The organism is Rhizobium sp. 01L419 (assembly GCF_056400025.1).
In genome coordinates, this window is the sequence record NZ_JBFTSM010000001.1 from 592,257 (window position 1) to 607,365 (window position 15,109).

Below are 15,109 nucleotides of genomic sequence, written 5' to 3' on the forward strand. Positions count from 1 at the left end.
TCGTTACTTTGCCGCGACGGCGTGGATTTCGGCAATATAGCCGCCGGGGAATTCCACCATGGAAGCGCGGCGGTCGCCCGACTGATAGGGCGCGACGAGGATCTCGGCGCCGCTGTCCTTGGCTTTCTGCAGCGTTCCATCGAGATCGGCGGTCTCATAGCCGCTCATCTCGCGGCCATAGGGGAAGGGCAGCTGGCCATCGGTGACGAGCACGGTCATGCGGCCGAAGATGGAGTCGATGCGCAGGCGATGGAAAGTCTTGTCCGGCAGGCCGATCTCGATACCCGGCGCCTTCTCCTCGTCGGTGATAACCTTGCCCTGCGAGAAGGCGAGGAAGGCGTGGGTGAAGGCGGCGACACGGTCGGCGGAGACGTAGACGCGGTTTTCCGGAACGGACGCAAAGGCCGGATAGTTCGGCACCGTGGTATGCCAGTAAAGCTGCATGTTGACGCCACCCGGCCATTGGATGACGGCATCGCGGCCGATCGGATCCGGGAAGGGGGCGACGATGAGATCGGCGCCGGCGGCCTTTGCGGCTGCGATCGCCTTGTCGAGATCGGTGACGAGGTAACCTGATCGTTCGGCACCGAAGGGATAGGGGATCGGCGTCTTGAAGCCGAAGAGCGAGACGGTGCCTGATGGCGTCTGCAGAAGCTGCGATGTAGTGCTGCTCGGCGTCGGCGTGACGGTTGCCGTCACCTGCTTTGTGCTGGTGCCGCCGAAGGTGGCGAGGAAGCTTTTGGCGAAGGCGTCCACGTCGCCTGGCGCGACATAGACATGGGTCGTATCATATTGCGCGCCGACGCCGAATTGCGGCGAGGCGGCATAGGCCGGGACGCCGGCCAGGCCGAGAAGAACGGTAAAAGCTAGGGATAAACGAAGCATAGGTGATCTCCTTCGGCCCGGCCGGCCGCTAAATCAGTGCAAAGGCGGTTCAGGCCTTGATGAAGGCGAGAACGTCGGCGTTGAACTTGTCGGCTTCCGTCTGGGCGAGGCCGTGCGGGGCACCCGGATAGACCTTCAGCGTGCCGTTCTTCAGAAGCTTGATGCCCTTTTCGGCGGCAGCCTTGATCGGCACGATCTGGTCGGCATCACCGTGGATGAGCAGGGCCGGAACGTCGATCTTCTTCAGGTCTTCGCTGTAATCGACTTCTGAAAATTCGCGGATGCAATCGTAGTGGCCCTTGATGCCGCCGGCCATGCCCATCAGCCAGAAGGTTTCGCGCAGGCCTTCGTTGACCTTGGCGCCATCGCGGTTGAAGCCGTAGAAGGGCATGGTGAGGTCACGGTAGAACTGCGAGCGGTCGCCAGCCGTGCCCTTGCGAATGCCGTCGAAGACTTCGATCGGCGTGCCCTCGGGATTGTTGGGCGTCTTCAGCATCAGCGGCGGAACGGCGCCGACGAGCACCACCTTGGCTACGCGGCTCGTGCCGTGGCGGCCGATATAGTGGGCGACTTCGCCGCCGCCGGTGGAATGACCGATCATGATAAGGTTGTTCAGGTCGAGCTTCTCGATGAGCTCGGCGAGGTCATCGGCATACTGATCCATATTGTTGCCGTTCCACGGCTGCGAGGACTTGCCATGGCCGCGGCGATCGTGGGCGATGACGCGGTAGCCCTGCTGGGCGAAATAGAGCATCTGCACTTCCCAGGCGTCGCCCGAGAGCGGCCAGCCGTGGGAGAAGAGGATCGGCTGACCGTTGCCCCAATCCTGATAGTAAATCGTCGTTCCATCTTTGGTGGTGATCGTCGGCATTGAACTTGTCCTATGCTGGGGTTGGCAGGATCTACGCCCAGGGGGCGAATGGTTTGCACCGCGGTGCTGACACGGTCAGGAAACATTTTGCAATGGTCAGCGGAAGTGATGCTTAGGTGCAGGTTGCCCTATGCTTTTTCACTCAGATCGAGCCAGGCGACGAGCAGGAAGCCGCCGGCAAGACCCAGATGTTCGAAGAAGGAATTGGCGGCCATGAAGCGCTCCATTCCAGCGGGTAACTCCCAGAAACGCAGGGCGAGGAAGGTGGCCATGAGTGTGAAGCCACCGAGGGCGAGCGCACCCAGCCATCGCAGGAGACCCAAGAGAATCATGGCCGAGGCGGCAAGCTCCAGGACGATGACGAGCACCGCAAAGAGCGGCGCAGGCGACAGGCCGAAATGGCTCATCTCGCCGATCGCGCCCGGAAAGTCCGTGAGCTTGTTGAGGCCGCCCTGCAGATAGGCGGCGCAGAGGCCGAGATAGGCAATGAAGCGCATGAGGGCCGCGCCGAAAAGGGGACGGGCAAGCGACGCAAGTCGAATTTCGAGGGCATGCATGGCATCGATCCTCAGACTGCCCAGCAGGCGCAGCCGAGTGCGCCCCAGAAGCTCTTGAGATCGGAAACCGGCGCCTTCGAGCCCCAGGCACTGGCATGCGCATGGCCGTGGACATTGCAATCATTGGCGCAGCCGCAACCAGAGATCAGGCGGCGATGCAGCGAGTTCTTGCCGGCACCTTCGGGTTCGCCCCAGGCGGCATAACCCTTGAAGCTGCGCACTGGTGACCAGTCGGGCATGGCGGGCGGAACTTCGTTCTCGTCCAGTGCGGCAAAGGTGCCGGCGCCATAGACGATCTTGCCGCCGACCATGGTCAGATCCGAGGTGAGGAAGGAGATTTCCTCTTCGGCGCAGGCGAAGAAATCCTTGTCCGGCACGATGAGATCGGCGAACTGGCCCTTTTCGATGCGGCCCTTCTTGCCTTCCTCGTTGGAGAACCAGGTGACGTTTTCGGTCCACATGCGCAGCGCCGTTTCGCGATCCAGGCAGTTGCGGCGCGGATAGATCGCCATGCCGCCGACGGTGCGGCCTGTGATCATCCAGGAGAGCGACACCCAGGGATTATAGGAGGCGACGCGGGTGGCATCGGTGCCGGCGGAGACCTTGACGCCCTTTTCCAGCATGCGGGCGACGGGCGGGGTGGCCTCGGCAGCACCAACTCCGTAACGCTCGACGAAATATTCGCCCTGGTAGGCCATGCGGTGCTGCACGGCGATGCCGCCGCCGAGAGCGGCGATCCGGTCGATCGACTGTTCGGAAATCGTCTCTGCGTGGTCGAAGAACCAGTTGAGGCCTTCGAGCGGAATATCCTGATTGACCTTTTCGAAGACATCGAGCGCACGGCTGATCGTCTCGTCATAGGTGGCGTGCAGGCGCCAGGGCCAGCGGTTTTCCGCAAGTACGCGTACGACCTCTTCCAGCTCGCCTTCCATTTCCGGCGGCATGTCGGGCCGCGGCTGGCGGAAATCCTCGAAATCGGCAGCGGAGAAGACGAGCATTTCGCCGGCACCGTTGTGGCGGAAGTAATCGGAGCCTTGCTTGTATTTCACCGAGGCGGTCCAGTTCAGGAAGTCTTCCTTCTCCTGCTTGGGCTTCTGGGTGAAGAGATTATAGGCGAGGCGGACGGTCATCTGGCCGTCATCGGCAAGCTTCTGGATGACGGCATAGTCATCGGGATAGTTCTGGAAGCCGCCGCCGGCATCGATGACGCCTGTTACCCCGAGGCGATTGAGCTCGCGCATGAAATGACGGGTGGAATTGACCTGATAGTCGAAGGGCAGCTTCGGCCCTTTGGCGAGCGTCGAATAGAGGATCCCGGCATTCGGCTTTGCGAGCAGCAGACCAGTCGGGTTGCCTTTGATATCGCGGGTGATTTCGCCGCCCGGCGGGTTCGGCGTGTCCTTGGTGTAGCCGACGGCGCGCAGAGCCGCGCCATTCAGCAGCGCGCGGTCATAAAGATGCAGGATGAAGACAGGGGTATCGGGGGCGATTGCGTTGATCTCGTCGATGGTCGGCAGGCGCTTTTCGGCAAACTGATGCTCGGTGAAGCCACCGACGATGCGGACCCATTGCGGCGGCGGGGTGATCGCCACCTGGCGCTTCAGCATGTCCATGGCATCGGTGAGCGATCGCACGCCATCCCAGCGCAGCTCCATGTTGAAGTTCAGGCCACCTCTGATGACGTGCGTGTGGTTGTCGATGAGGCCGGGAAGGACGCGTTTGCCCTTGAGGTCGACCACCTTCGTATCCGGCCCCTTGAGCGCCATGATCTCGGCGTCATKGCCGACAGCGAGGAACCTGCCATCCTTGACGGCGACGGCGCTGGCGGTCGGATTGGAGCGGTCGAGCGTGGTGATCAGACCGTGATGCAGGATGAGGTCGGCGGTCGTGTTTTCCATAGTCTTCGTCCTCGAGCGCGAGCGTTATCAGACCTTGTCGGAGGGCTTGATGTCGGCGGCCTTGATGTCTGAGAGCTGGCCGCCCTTCGGCAGGTGGCCGAACATGTGCGGCTTGATCTGGTTCAGCCATGAGACTGCGGCCGGCTCCTTGTTGATCAGCGTCTTGGCGAACGGAATGACCTGCTCGCCGACGAGGATGCCGAGCAGCCCGACCAGCGCGATCACGGGCGGAGCTGGCGAACGGACATTCAGCAGGCTGTAGACGATGCCGACGAGAAGGCCGGCGCCGAGGGAGAGGAGATAGATTTTCATTGGATCCTCGATTCATTTCCGCATTCAAGGAAGGGCGGCATGCAAGGCAGGCGGAGGCGGACAACAGACCGCCTCCGCCGATGGAGCTTACTTCGCCGGGTTCGGGCCGATGCGATCGCCGTGCTTGACACGTTCGGGCGCCTTGTGGACATGGGTGTAAGCGTAATCGACGCCCATGCCGTAGGCGCCGGAATGCTCCTTCACGATGCCGGTCACAGCGTCATAGGTTTCGCGGCGAGCCCAGTCGCGCTGCCATTCCAGCAGCACCTGCTGCCAGGTGACGGGAACGCAGCCAGCCTGGATCATGCGGTCCATGGCGTATTTATGCGCATCGGCAGACGTCCCGCCGGAGGCATCGGCGACCATGTAGATTTCGTAATCGGTGTCGTGCATGCAGGATAGCGCGAATGTCGTGTTGCAGACTTCGGTCCAGAGGCCTGAAACGACGACTTTCTTGCGGCCGTTGGCAGCGTTCTTCGCCAGCGCGTCGCGGACGTTCTGATCGTCCCAGGAGTTCATCGAGGAACGTTCGAGAATCGTATTTTCGGGGAAGACGGCCAGCAGTTCCGGATAGGTGTGACCCGAGAAGGCTTCGGTCTCGACCGTGGTGATGGTGGTCGGTACCTTGAAGGTCTTGGCGGCTTTAGCGAGGCCGACGACGTTGTTCTTCAGGGTCTGGCGGTCGATGGACTGGACGCCGAAGGCCATCTGCGGTTGCTGATCGATGAAGATAAGCTGGCTGTTCTGGGGTGTGAGGACTTCAAGATATCCGGACATTGGTCGTTCTCCCTGGTCATGAGGCCTTAAAGGCTGGAAATGTGTTGCCGGCATGCGTGCCCGAGAGGGGCAGGGCGTCGGTCGGCATCGCTTCCCCGCAAGAGCGGGGCCGCGTATTGCCGGCGAACCTACTTGGCAAAAACCAATTCCGATTGTTTGTTTTCACCCTCTTTTGTCGAAAATTGTCCTGACCTGCAGGGCCTCGTTGAGGCTTCGGAAGACCGAGAAACGGGAGGCCGAAAACGGGAAACCGGTAAAATTCTCGTACTTCTCTGTCGGGACGGGCGAGGCTCACGCGTCCTAGAGCCATGAACAGAGACCAACAGACCCAAGGAGGACGTTTCATGGTCAAGGTCATTTCACATCTCTGGTTTGCCGAAGGCGCTCGCGAAGCGGTCGAATTCTATGTCTCGCTCGTGCCCAATTCTGCGATCGGCGAGATCACCACCGTGCCGGCGGAAACGCCGAGCGGCCCTCCGGGCAGCGTCGAGATCGTGCAGTTCACGCTCGGCGGCCAGAATTTTGTCGCCATGCAGGCAGGGCCGTTCGAACCGTTCAACCATGCCTACTCCGTGCAGGTCATGTGCGAAGATCAGGCGGAGGTCGACCGCATCTGGGATGGCTTCCTTGCCGACGGGGGCACGGCGGAACAATGCGGCTGGCTCAGGGATCGCTGGGGTCTTTCCTGGCAGATCGTACCCAAGGCGCTGATCGAGATGATGACCGGCGCGCGCAAGGGTAATGCCAAGAACATGACCGAGGCGATGCTGCAGATGGTCAAGATCGACATTGCCACGCTGGAAAAGGCGTTTCAGGAGGCCGCCTGATCTTTCAGGAAGCGGTATGACGGACGGCAGCCTCGGGAACGGTGGCTGCCGTTTCGGTTTCCGTGAGTGGTTTTTGAGGGAAAATCATGCGATTGTGATAACGGGAGGCAATTCGAAAACGGGGGTGAGATTGAATTGGCAACTCGGCCACAGATTTCATTGCTTAGAGCCGGCGCGGTTTCGATCGTGCGCATGCGCAGCAACAGCGCGGATCATAACGAGAGCGGGCCGATTCCCCAGGCGGATGCCTTCAGTGTCATCGCGCAATTGAAGTCCTTCGACAGCCATCGCCTCTGGCGCAGCGGCAAGCTCGTCTTCGAGGGCGGGCATTCCGAGGGAACGCTCGCCATCACCGATCTGGGCGAGGAATGGCGCTGCCATCACCGCTCCTCCTTCGACAATGTGCGTTTCAACATCTCGCGCCAGGGCCTCTCCGATTTCAGCTACGAGGCGGGGCGGCCTGGCTTCAAGGGGCTCGATTGCAAGCAGGGGCAGCTTGATCCCGTCGTGCAGGGGCTTGCCATGGCGCTCTTGCCGGCGTTGAGCCAACCGGCGCATGCAAGTGCGCTTTTCATCGATCACGTCCTGCTGGCGCTGCAGGCGCATCTGGTGACCCGCTACGGCGGTGTCAGCTTGCCCGCGGAGCGATCGGGTGGGCTCTCGGCCCGCCAGCTCAACATGGCGACGGCGTTTCTTGCCTCGCTGACGGCGCGGGAGGCGACGGTTTCCGATGTCGCGGCGCAATGTGGGCTTTCGACCAGCTACTTCATCCGCGCTTTCAAGAAATCGACGGGCCGCACGCCGCATCGCTGGCTGATGGAATATCGGGCGGAGAAGGCGCGGCAGATGCTGCTCGGCACGGCCTCCATCGCCGAGATCGCGGTTGCCTGCGGTTTTGCAGACCAGAGCCACCTGACGCGGGTCTTCACCGCGCTCAACGGAATTTCGCCCGGAACATGGCGGCGGGAGCGGCGTATTTAAAGCATGGTCCAGTTACGGACGGAAAACCGCTGCACGCTTTTGCCGGCACTACTCTAGCGCCACTCAAGTAAAAGTGAGCGGACGGGTTATTTTCAAAGTCTGCTGATATTACAAATCCGTAATGACGGGTGGTTGCGCTTGCTGCCGGCCGGGGAAAGGTGCGATATTGTCGCACCAGCGAGACTTTTTGTCTCGTACGCCTCTTTCGACAGACCCTGGACAACCTCGAGTCCCTCCGGAGACGTGAATGCCCTTTTGGAAGCAGTTTGTACTTTGTATCGTCGTCATCATGGCCGGCTTTGCCGCGTGGGTCTATTTTGTGCCCGGTGCCGGCGAGACGATGCGGAATGCAGGAATTCCCGACAATATCGTTTCCATGATTGCGCCCAAAGCCGACGAAACGGCTGATGTGCAGCAGGCACAAGGTCAGGGCGGTCAAAATCAGGGGCAAGGTCAGAGCCGTCGCAATGGCGGAGGTAACGGCGGTGGCGGTGGACGCAACGCAGCTACGCTCGTCGTCACGCAAGCCGTCGTTCAGGGCATCGTCAACGACCGGCTGAACGCAATCGGCACGGGCGACGCGATCCGCTCCGTTGCGGTGACGCCGCAGGCGACGGGCACGATCCGCGAAATCCTCATCAAGTCAGGCGATATGGTCAAACAGGGCCAGGTTCTCGCCAAGCTCGACAGCGAAGAGCAGGTGATTGCCCAGGGGCAGGCACAGGTGGCGCTGAACAGCGCGCTCGAGAAATCAAACCTCTACCACAGTATCAAGTCCAGCGTTTCGCGCATGGACGTCTTCGATTCCGAGATCGCCGAGCAGAACGCGCGACTGCAGCTGCAGGCCGCCGAGCTCAATCTCACGCGCCGCAACATCGTGGCGCCGATCGACGGTATCGTCGGCATCGTGCCGGTCAATATCGGCGACAATGTCACCACCTCGACGCCGATCGTCACGCTGGACGACCGCACTGAAATCCTGGTCGACTACTGGGTGCCGGAACGCTTCGCCAATACGGTTTCGGTCGGCCAGGGGGTCGAGGCGACGTCGGTGGCGCGGCCGGGCAAGGTGTTCTCCGGCGTGCTGGAAGCGGTCGATAACCGCATCGATCCGGCAAGCCGCACGCTGCGCCTGCGTGGACGCATCGACAACCGCTCGGACGAGCTGCGCGCCGGCATGTCCTTTTCGGTCAGTATGAAGTTTGCCGGCGATAGATATCCCGCCGTCAACCCGCTCTCCGTGCAGTGGGATGCACAGGGCTCCTTCGTCTGGCAGGTGACCGACAACAAGTCGCACAAGGTGCGGGTCACGGTCGTGCAGCGCAATCCGGACTATGTGCTGGTCAACGCGGATCTTGATGATGGCGATCAGATCGTCACGCAGGGCCTGCAGCGCGTGCGCGAGAACGGCGCTGTGCGCGTGGCGACCGATGTCGCCTCGAACGATAAGGTCGCCGCCCAATGAGCGTGACCGAGATCCACCACGACAAACCGGAATCCAGCAAGGCGAGCTTCACTGCGCTCTTCGTGCGCCGGCCGATCCTGGCGCTGGTCTTCAACACGCTGATGGTGGTGGCCGGCCTTGCGGCCTATGTAGGCGTCGAAGTACGCGAGCTGCCTGATGTCGACCGGCCGGTCGTGACGGTTCGCACCGCCTTCGACGGCGCTTCGCCGCAGACGGTCGACCAGGAATTGACCAAGGTCATCGAAGGCGCGGTCGCGCGCGTCAGCGGTCTCAAATCCATCTCTTCCAGTTCCCAGTTCGGCCAGAGCCGCGTGACGCTGGAATTTTCCGATTCCATCGATCTGGCCGTTGCCGCCAATGACGTGCGCGACGCCATCGGCCGCATCGCCCAGAACCTGCCCGACGAGGCGGATGCGCCGCAGATCGTCAAGGCGGACTCGGATTCTTCGGCGATCATGCGCCTTGCGGTGACGTCGGATACGCTCAACATGGACGATCTGACGCTGCTCGTCGAAAACGAGGTGGTCGATCGTCTGGCCTCCGTGGACGGCGTTGCCGACGTCGAAGAATATGGCGATCAGGAAAAGGTCTTCCGCGTCGACGTCGATCAGAGCGCGCTTGCAAGCCGCGGGCTGACCATCGGCGATCTGACCAAGGCGCTCGACAATGCCGCGCTCGACGTGCCGGCCGGTTCGCTGAAGAGCCCGATGCAGGATATCGTGGTGCGCGCCACCGCCAGCCTGCAGACGCCTGAAGACTTCCAGAATGTCATCCTGCAGCACAATGTGCGCCTCGGTGACGTTGCGACCGTGACACTCGGGCCGCGCGACGGTGAGACGGCGCTGCGCTCCAACGGCAAGCCGGGCATCGGTCTCGGCATCATCCGCCAGGCACAATCCAATACGCTGAATATTTCCACCGGCATTCACGCTGCTGTCGACCAGCTTTCCAAGACGTTGCCGAAGGGCACGACGATCGCGATCACCAGTGACGACGCAGTGTTCATCGAGGGCGCGATCCACGAAGTGGTGCTGGCACTGCTGCTGTCGGCCGTCATCGTCACCATCGTCATCTACCTCTTCCTGCGCGACTGGCGCGCGACGCTGATCCCGTCCGTCTCGATGCCGGTGGCGCTGATCGGCACGCTGGCAGCGCTCTACATGGTCGGCTTCTCGATCAACATCCTGACGCTGCTCGCGATCGTTCTGGCAACCGGTCTCGTGGTCGACGACGCCATCGTCGTGCTCGAAAACATCGTGCGTCGGCGCTCCGAGGGCATGGGGCCGCGTGCGGCTGCCGTGCTCGGCACACGCGAGGTGTTCTTCGCGGTCATTGCGACGACGGCCACGCTTGCCGCCGTCTTCATTCCGCTGTCCTTCCTGCCGGGGCAGGTGGGTGGCCTGTTCCGCGAATTCGGTTTCGTGCTCGCCTTCTCGGTCGGCCTGTCGTCGATCGTGGCGCTGACGCTGTGTCCGATGCTCGCCTCGCGCATGCTGACCAAGCCGATGATCGAGGATCACGGGTTGCTCGGCCGCTTCGGCGAGGCTTTCGCCCGCGTCTATAAATGGGGGCTGCATGCCTGCCTGAATGCACCCTTCATCGTCATCGTCTTTTCGCTCATCTTCGGTGCGGCCGCTGTGGTCGCCTTCGGTACGGTCAATAGCGAGCTGACGCCGGAAGAAGACCGCGCCATGGTGATGATGCGGCTAACGACGCCGCAAGGCTCCAGTCTCGACTATACGCGCGACAAGATGCAGTTGGTGGAGGAATACCTCCAGCCGCTCGTCGACAGCGGCGACATCAGGAACATTTTCTCGATCTCCGGCCAGGGCGGCTCTTCCAATAGCGGCTTCATGGTCCTGACCTTGGCGCCCTGGGGCGAGCGTGACCGCACGCAGGCCGAGATTGTCCGCGACATCAACCAGGCGGCGTCAAAGGTGCCGGCGCTGCGTGGCAATGCGATTTCGTCGAACAGCCTGCGCATCCGCGGCGCCGGCAGCGGATTGCAGATGGCGCTGATCGGCAACGATCACGAGGCGCTGACGGCGGCCGCCGCCAAGCTGGTGCAGCAACTCGACGCGAGCGGTCAGTACGATACGCCGCGCCTGACCAACGAACCGTCGCAGGCGCAGGTCTCGGTCGCCATCGATCGCGAGCGGGCCTCCGACCTCGGCATCGACATAACAGGGCTTTCGACCGCCATCCAGTCGCTGCTCGAGGGCCGCTCGGTGGTGGACGTCTTCGTCGGTGGCGAATCCTATCCGGTGCTTTTGACCTCGACGATGCGGCCGATCGACGATCCGACCGATCTCGAAAACGTCTTCCTGAAGACTGGCGACGGCAAGATCGTGCCGATGTCGGTCATCGCTTCGCTGAAGGAAGGCTCGGTCGCCCCGCAGCTCAACCGCGAACAGCAGCTCGCTTCTGTTGCGATCACCGCCGGCCTGAAGGACGGCATGTCGCTCGGCGATGCCGTGAAGAACGTCACGCAAATGGCCGAGCCGCTGCTGCCGCCCGGCGCGCGCTTGCTGCCGCTCGCTGAAGCCGCGACTCTCGAAGAGAATTCCAGCGGCATGGCGCTGACCTTCGGCTTTGCGATCGTCATTATCTTCCTGGTGCTTGCCGCACAGTTTGAAAGCGTATTGTCGTCGCTGATCATCATGTCGACGGTGCCGCTCGGCCTCGCCTGCGCCGTCTTCGCGCTTGTCATCACCGGCTCCAGTCTCAACATCTACAGCCAGATCGGCCTGGTGCTGCTTGTCGGTGTCATGGCGAAGAACGGTATTCTGATCGTGGAATTCGCCAATCAGCTGCGTGACCGTGGCGAAGATGTGCGCACTTCTATCGAGAAGGCCTGCGCGCTTCGTCTGCGTCCGGTCATGATGACGATGATCGCGACCATTCTTGGGGGGGTGCCACTGGTCTTTGCCCATGGTGCCGGTGCCGAAGCACGCGTAGCGCTCGGCTGGGTGATCGTCGGCGGTCTCGGCTTTGCGACGCTAGTGACGCTGTTCATCACGCCCGTCGCCTATCTGCTGATTGCCCGCTTCGCCAAGCCGCATGCCCATGAGGAGGCGCGCCTGCATGAGGAAATGACGCAGGCGACGCGTCCGCGGCCGGGTCCGCAAAAACACCTCCAGGCTGCTGAGTAAGTCTTTATCAATACTTTCGGAAGCGCCCGCCGGACCTCATCGGCGGGCTTTTCTATGGTATATGAAGTCTTGTGAAATAAGATAAATTACTTCTGAAGATTAGTCGTTTTTTAAGCATAACCCGCAATGATTGCGATCAGTAACCGGCCGGTCTTCTCAGTTTTTCGAAGGCCATTGCGCTGCCTCCAGCGACGGCGGACATGAACGTCCGTGTGATTTCGGTACATCCTGTTTCGTTGCGTTTTGTAGTGTTTTTGGAGTTCGTACCGTGAGTATTTATCAGCGCACCTCCGTGGATGCGGCGCTTTATGTGCTGCGTGACATCAATCGAAATATGAAGGTTACGCAGAACCATATCACGACGGGTCTGCGCGTCGAAAAAGCCCAGGACAATGCCGCCTACTGGTCGGTCGCGACGACGGCGCGCCACGACAATAAGGCCCTGTCGGCCGTTCAGGATGCCCTCGGCATGGCTGCCGCCACCATGGGCACTGCATCTGCCGGCGTTAATAGCGTCATCGACGTCGTCACCGAGATCAAGGCAAAGCTTGTCGCCGCAACAGAGCAGGGCGTCGACAAAACCAAGATCAATGAAGAGCTCGACCAGTTGAAGGCGCAGCTTCGCAGCGTTTCGGAAGGTGCGGGCTTCAACAACGACAACTGGATCATCCTCGACAATACCTCCACGCCGACTCAGCCGCGACAGATCCCGGCCTCCTTCATCCGTAATTCGGATGGTACGGTATCGGTCGGCATGCTGAGCTACCATATCGACATCCCGCCGAGCGGCGCGACCTCCTCCAAGGATGCGCGCTATGTGATCGATGACCGGGCAGGGGGCACCGGCGAATATGGTGTGCTGACTTCCGCCTTCTTTGCAACTGAACTCGGCACGGCGAAAAACTGGGTGCTGACGAAGAGCAAGAACGGCAATACGGCCGGCCAGGTGGAAATCGGCCTGACGGCGGCGACAAGCAAACAGGACCTCAACGAGATGATCAGCGTCGTCGATGCCGCGCTCCAGCAGCTGACGACTGTCGGCTCGGCCTTCGGCGCGCTGGAAAAACGCATCAGCATGCAGGACGACTTCGCCAAGAGCTTGTCCGACAACATCACCGAAGGCATCGGCCGTCTTGTTGATGCCGATATGGAAGAGGAGTCGAGCAAGCTGAAAGCCCAGCAGACCCAGCAGCAGCTCGGCCTGCAATCGCTGAACATCGCCAACGCCTCCTATGACAAGGTCCGCCAGCTCTTCCAGAACTTCTAAGTTCTGATGCAGCATCATGACTGCGCGGCAAGCCCTGCTCGCCGCGCGGTTTTCTTTTCGGAGAGGTCAGGCTGCGGCTGCCTTTGCGGCCATCGTTGCCTTGGCCCACCAGACCAGTTCGTCGAAGGCTGCCTTTGCTGTCGGCAGCAGGTTCGCCTCGATCTCTTCGATCGGCTTGTTGCCGAAGGCCGGGTGGATCGACATGAAGTCGCCGCCGCCGATATGCACGGCACTGCGGGTGGAGACCATATGAAGCTCAACGCCGATTCCGCGCAGATGTTCGACCGCGCGCGTGGCACCCGTGCCGCCATAGCCGATCGCGGTGAACGGCTTCCGCATCCATTCCTTGTAGGCCTGGTCGAGTGCGTTCTTGAGAACGGCAGTGATAGAATGGTTGTATTCGGCGACGACGAAGATATAGCCGTCGAAGCGCCCGATCATTTCCTGCCAGCGGACCGCTTCCGGATTCTGGCTCGGCATCCAAAAATTCGACGCCATCTCCTCGAAGAAGGGGAGCGGGTGATCGCGCAGGTCGATCAGTTCCACGTCGAAGTCATCACGCGCCTGAGCCTGTTTCAATATCCATTGTGCCGGGGCGTCGGCGAATCGGGTGGGGCGGGTTGAGCCGATAATAACGGCGATGCGGGGCTTAGAATTCAAAGTAACCTCCTGTATGCTGGTTTCCTACAGTAACCAGATTACGAATGGTTTGCGCGACTGCACAAGGAGGCACTTTGTTGAAACCAGATAACCACGAGGATACCGCCGCCTGCGAGACCACGGACAGTTGCCAGCAGGTCCGCGCCTGCGATCATATCAGCCGCATGCTAGCACGCATCAGCGACAAGTGGTCTTTGCTGGTCGTGCGGGTGCTCGGACATGGCCCCCTTCGCTTCAATGCGCTGCGCCGTGAAGTCGGGGAGATCAGCCAGAAAGTGCTGGCATCGACTCTGCGGGAGCTTGAGGAGAACGGCTTCGTTTCGCGCACTGTCACGCCGGTCACGCCGCCGCAGGTGGAATATGCGCTGACGGACCTCGGCCGAGAGTTCCTTGCTCCGGTTCGGGGACTGGCCGAGTGGGTGGTTGCAAATTCCGCGCGGATGGACGAGGCGCGTGCGGCCTATGCCAAACGGAGAGGCCTCGAATAGCGGTTTTACCAATAAAGCTGGTGATATCGGGGCGCGGCTGCAACAGGCCGATGTTTCTCCAACGGAATTTGACCTATGAGGTGAGCATCTTCATCTTGTTGCCGCATTCCTTAACATTTTGCTCGGATCAGCTTCGAACGGAGAACCTCCTGTCCATGATCAAGAAATTCATCCTTCTGGCCGTTGCGGCGAGCTACCTCTCGGCTTGCACGACGACCGATCCCTACACTGGTGAGCAGAAGGTATCCAATACCGCCGGCGGTGCCGCTCTCGGCGCGCTCGGCGGTGCTCTCGTCGGTGTCGCCGTCGGCGGCGGCGGCCATGGCAAGCGCAACGCGGCGCTGATCGGCGCCGGCATCGGCGCGCTCACGGGCGGCGCCATCGGCAACTATATGGACCAGCAGGAATCCGAGCTGCGCGCCCAGCTTGAAGGCACCGGCATTTCAGTCACCCGTCAGGGCGACAACATCATCCTCAACATGCCGTCGAACATCACCTTCGACATCGACCAGGATGCGGTGAAGCCGGGCTTCTACCAGACGCTGAATTCTGTCGCGATCGTGCTGCGCAAGTTCAACCGCACGCTGATCGACATCAACGGCCATACGGACTCCACCGGCAGCCTGCAGCATAATCAGGACCTGTCGCAGCGCCGCGCACTGTCCGTTGCCGATTATCTCGGCGGCCAGGGCATCGACCAGCGCCGCGTTTCGGCCGTCGGCTACGGTCCTTCGCAGCCGGTCGCTTCCAACGCAACCGAAGCCGGCCGCGCCCAGAACCGCCGCGTCGAAATCCAGATCGCGCCGATCACCCAGAGCTGATCGGGCGGCGCCTGACGGCTGCCCTGTCCTTGGTCGATTTTAACCGTCCTCCGCAGCGATGCGGGGGACGTTTGCGTTTCAGGCGTCGAATCGAAGAGAGGGCAGGTGTATCCTTGGCGCGGATGAGCTTGCGATCGGCATCACCTGT

At 61.4% G+C, this 15,109-nt stretch carries 14 protein-coding genes; 7 read left to right on the forward strand and 7 right to left on the reverse strand.

Features of this window, described 5'->3' with window-relative positions:
• Positions 1-3: 3 nt before the first annotated feature.
• The 6 genes from AC1DUP_RS02935 to AC1DUP_RS02960 form a co-directional block, all read right to left on the reverse strand.
• A complete protein-coding gene (locus tag AC1DUP_RS02935; RefSeq protein WP_477832036.1) occupies positions 4-885 on the reverse strand; it encodes a glyoxalase in 882 nt (293 codons plus the stop codon).
• 49 nt (positions 886-934) lie between these two features.
• Complete coding sequence (locus AC1DUP_RS02940; protein WP_113300133.1) at positions 935-1,756, reverse strand: alpha/beta fold hydrolase; 822 nt, start codon at positions 1,754-1,756, stop codon at positions 935-937.
• Positions 1,757-1,884: 128 nt separating this feature from the next.
• The gene (locus AC1DUP_RS02945) at positions 1,885-2,313 is read right to left on the reverse strand and encodes a DoxX family protein (RefSeq protein WP_477832037.1); all 429 of its coding nucleotides are present in this window, start codon (positions 2,311-2,313) and stop codon (positions 1,885-1,887) included.
• A gap of 11 nt (positions 2,314-2,324) precedes the next feature.
• Positions 2,325-4,211, reverse strand: a complete 1,887-nt coding sequence (locus AC1DUP_RS02950; RefSeq protein WP_477832038.1) for an amidohydrolase — start codon at positions 4,209-4,211, stop codon at positions 2,325-2,327.
• Between the two features lie 27 nt (positions 4,212-4,238).
• Positions 4,239-4,523: a XapX domain-containing protein gene (locus tag AC1DUP_RS02955; RefSeq protein ID WP_113308086.1), complete on the reverse strand. Its 285-nt coding sequence runs from the start codon at positions 4,521-4,523 to the stop codon at positions 4,239-4,241.
• A gap of 87 nt (positions 4,524-4,610) precedes the next feature.
• Complete coding sequence (locus tag AC1DUP_RS02960; RefSeq protein WP_113300137.1) at positions 4,611-5,300, reverse strand: hydrolase; 690 nt, start codon at positions 5,298-5,300, stop codon at positions 4,611-4,613.
• A 344-nt stretch (positions 5,301-5,644) separates the two neighbouring features.
• Here AC1DUP_RS02960 and AC1DUP_RS02965 point away from each other — a divergent pair, with 344 nt between their 5' ends.
• The 5 genes from AC1DUP_RS02965 to AC1DUP_RS02985 all read left to right on the forward strand — a co-directional run bounded on the left by AC1DUP_RS02965 (position 5,645) and on the right by AC1DUP_RS02985 (position 12,992).
• Positions 5,645-6,127 carry a VOC family protein gene (locus AC1DUP_RS02965; protein ID WP_115034415.1) on the forward strand — a complete coding sequence of 161 codons (483 nt, stop codon included), beginning with the start codon at positions 5,645-5,647 and terminating at the stop codon, positions 6,125-6,127.
• 192 nt (positions 6,128-6,319) lie between these two features.
• Positions 6,320-7,108, forward strand: a complete 789-nt coding sequence (locus tag AC1DUP_RS02970) for a helix-turn-helix domain-containing protein (protein WP_113300174.1) — start codon at positions 6,320-6,322, stop codon at positions 7,106-7,108.
• A 247-nt stretch (positions 7,109-7,355) separates the two neighbouring features.
• Positions 7,356-8,573 (forward strand): efflux RND transporter periplasmic adaptor subunit, encoded by a 1,218-nt coding sequence (locus AC1DUP_RS02975; protein WP_477832039.1) that lies wholly within the window; start codon positions 7,356-7,358, stop codon positions 8,571-8,573.
• Positions 8,570-11,725, forward strand: a complete 3,156-nt coding sequence (locus tag AC1DUP_RS02980) for an efflux RND transporter permease subunit (RefSeq protein WP_113308089.1) — start codon at positions 8,570-8,572, stop codon at positions 11,723-11,725. Before AC1DUP_RS02975 ends, AC1DUP_RS02980 begins: the two co-directional genes overlap by 4 nt.
• Before the next feature lie 268 nt (positions 11,726-11,993).
• Entirely contained in the window at positions 11,994-12,992 is a 999-nt protein-coding gene (locus AC1DUP_RS02985) for a flagellin N-terminal helical domain-containing protein (RefSeq protein WP_113300142.1), read from the forward strand.
• Between the two features lie 66 nt (positions 12,993-13,058).
• Here AC1DUP_RS02985 and AC1DUP_RS02990 read toward each other — a convergent pair whose 3' ends face one another.
• A complete protein-coding gene (locus tag AC1DUP_RS02990) occupies positions 13,059-13,652 on the reverse strand; it encodes an NAD(P)H-dependent oxidoreductase (protein ID WP_113300143.1) in 594 nt (197 codons plus the stop codon).
• A 77-nt stretch (positions 13,653-13,729) separates the two neighbouring features.
• Here AC1DUP_RS02990 and AC1DUP_RS02995 point away from each other — a divergent pair, with 77 nt between their 5' ends.
• The gene (locus AC1DUP_RS02995) at positions 13,730-14,140 is read left to right on the forward strand and encodes a winged helix-turn-helix transcriptional regulator (protein ID WP_115034417.1); all 411 of its coding nucleotides are present in this window, start codon (positions 13,730-13,732) and stop codon (positions 14,138-14,140) included.
• Between the two features lie 155 nt (positions 14,141-14,295).
• On the forward strand, positions 14,296-14,961 hold the full coding sequence (locus AC1DUP_RS03000) for a YiaD family glycine zipper/OmpA-like lipoprotein (protein ID WP_113300175.1): 666 nt from the start codon (positions 14,296-14,298) through the stop codon (positions 14,959-14,961).
• Positions 14,962-15,109: the final 148 nt, after the last annotated feature.

Excerpts from the sequence above, each read along its gene's own strand:
- AC1DUP_RS02960 (WP_113300137.1), bottom strand. The coding sequence starts at position 5,300 with ATGTCCGGATATCTTGAAGTCCTCACACCCCAGAACAGCCAGCTTATC.
- AC1DUP_RS02935 (WP_477832036.1), bottom strand. The coding sequence starts at position 885 with ATGCTTCGTTTATCCCTAGCTTTTACCGTTCTTCTCGGCCTGGCCGGC.
- AC1DUP_RS02965 (WP_115034415.1), top strand. The coding sequence starts at position 5,645 with ATGGTCAAGGTCATTTCACATCTCTGGTTTGCCGAAGGCGCTCGCGAA.
- AC1DUP_RS02970 (WP_113300174.1), top strand. The coding sequence starts at position 6,320 with ATGCGCAGCAACAGCGCGGATCATAACGAGAGCGGGCCGATTCCCCAG.
- AC1DUP_RS02975 (WP_477832039.1), top strand. The coding sequence starts at position 7,356 with ATGCCCTTTTGGAAGCAGTTTGTACTTTGTATCGTCGTCATCATGGCC.
- AC1DUP_RS02980 (WP_113308089.1), top strand. The coding sequence starts at position 8,570 with ATGAGCGTGACCGAGATCCACCACGACAAACCGGAATCCAGCAAGGCG.
- AC1DUP_RS02945 (WP_477832037.1), bottom strand. The coding sequence starts at position 2,313 with ATGCATGCCCTCGAAATTCGACTTGCGTCGCTTGCCCGTCCCCTTTTC.
- AC1DUP_RS03000 (WP_113300175.1), top strand. The coding sequence starts at position 14,296 with ATGATCAAGAAATTCATCCTTCTGGCCGTTGCGGCGAGCTACCTCTCG.
- AC1DUP_RS02955 (WP_113308086.1), bottom strand. The coding sequence starts at position 4,523 with ATGAAAATCTATCTCCTCTCCCTCGGCGCCGGCCTTCTCGTCGGCATC.
- AC1DUP_RS02940 (WP_113300133.1), bottom strand. The coding sequence starts at position 1,756 with ATGCCGACGATCACCACCAAAGATGGAACGACGATTTACTATCAGGAT.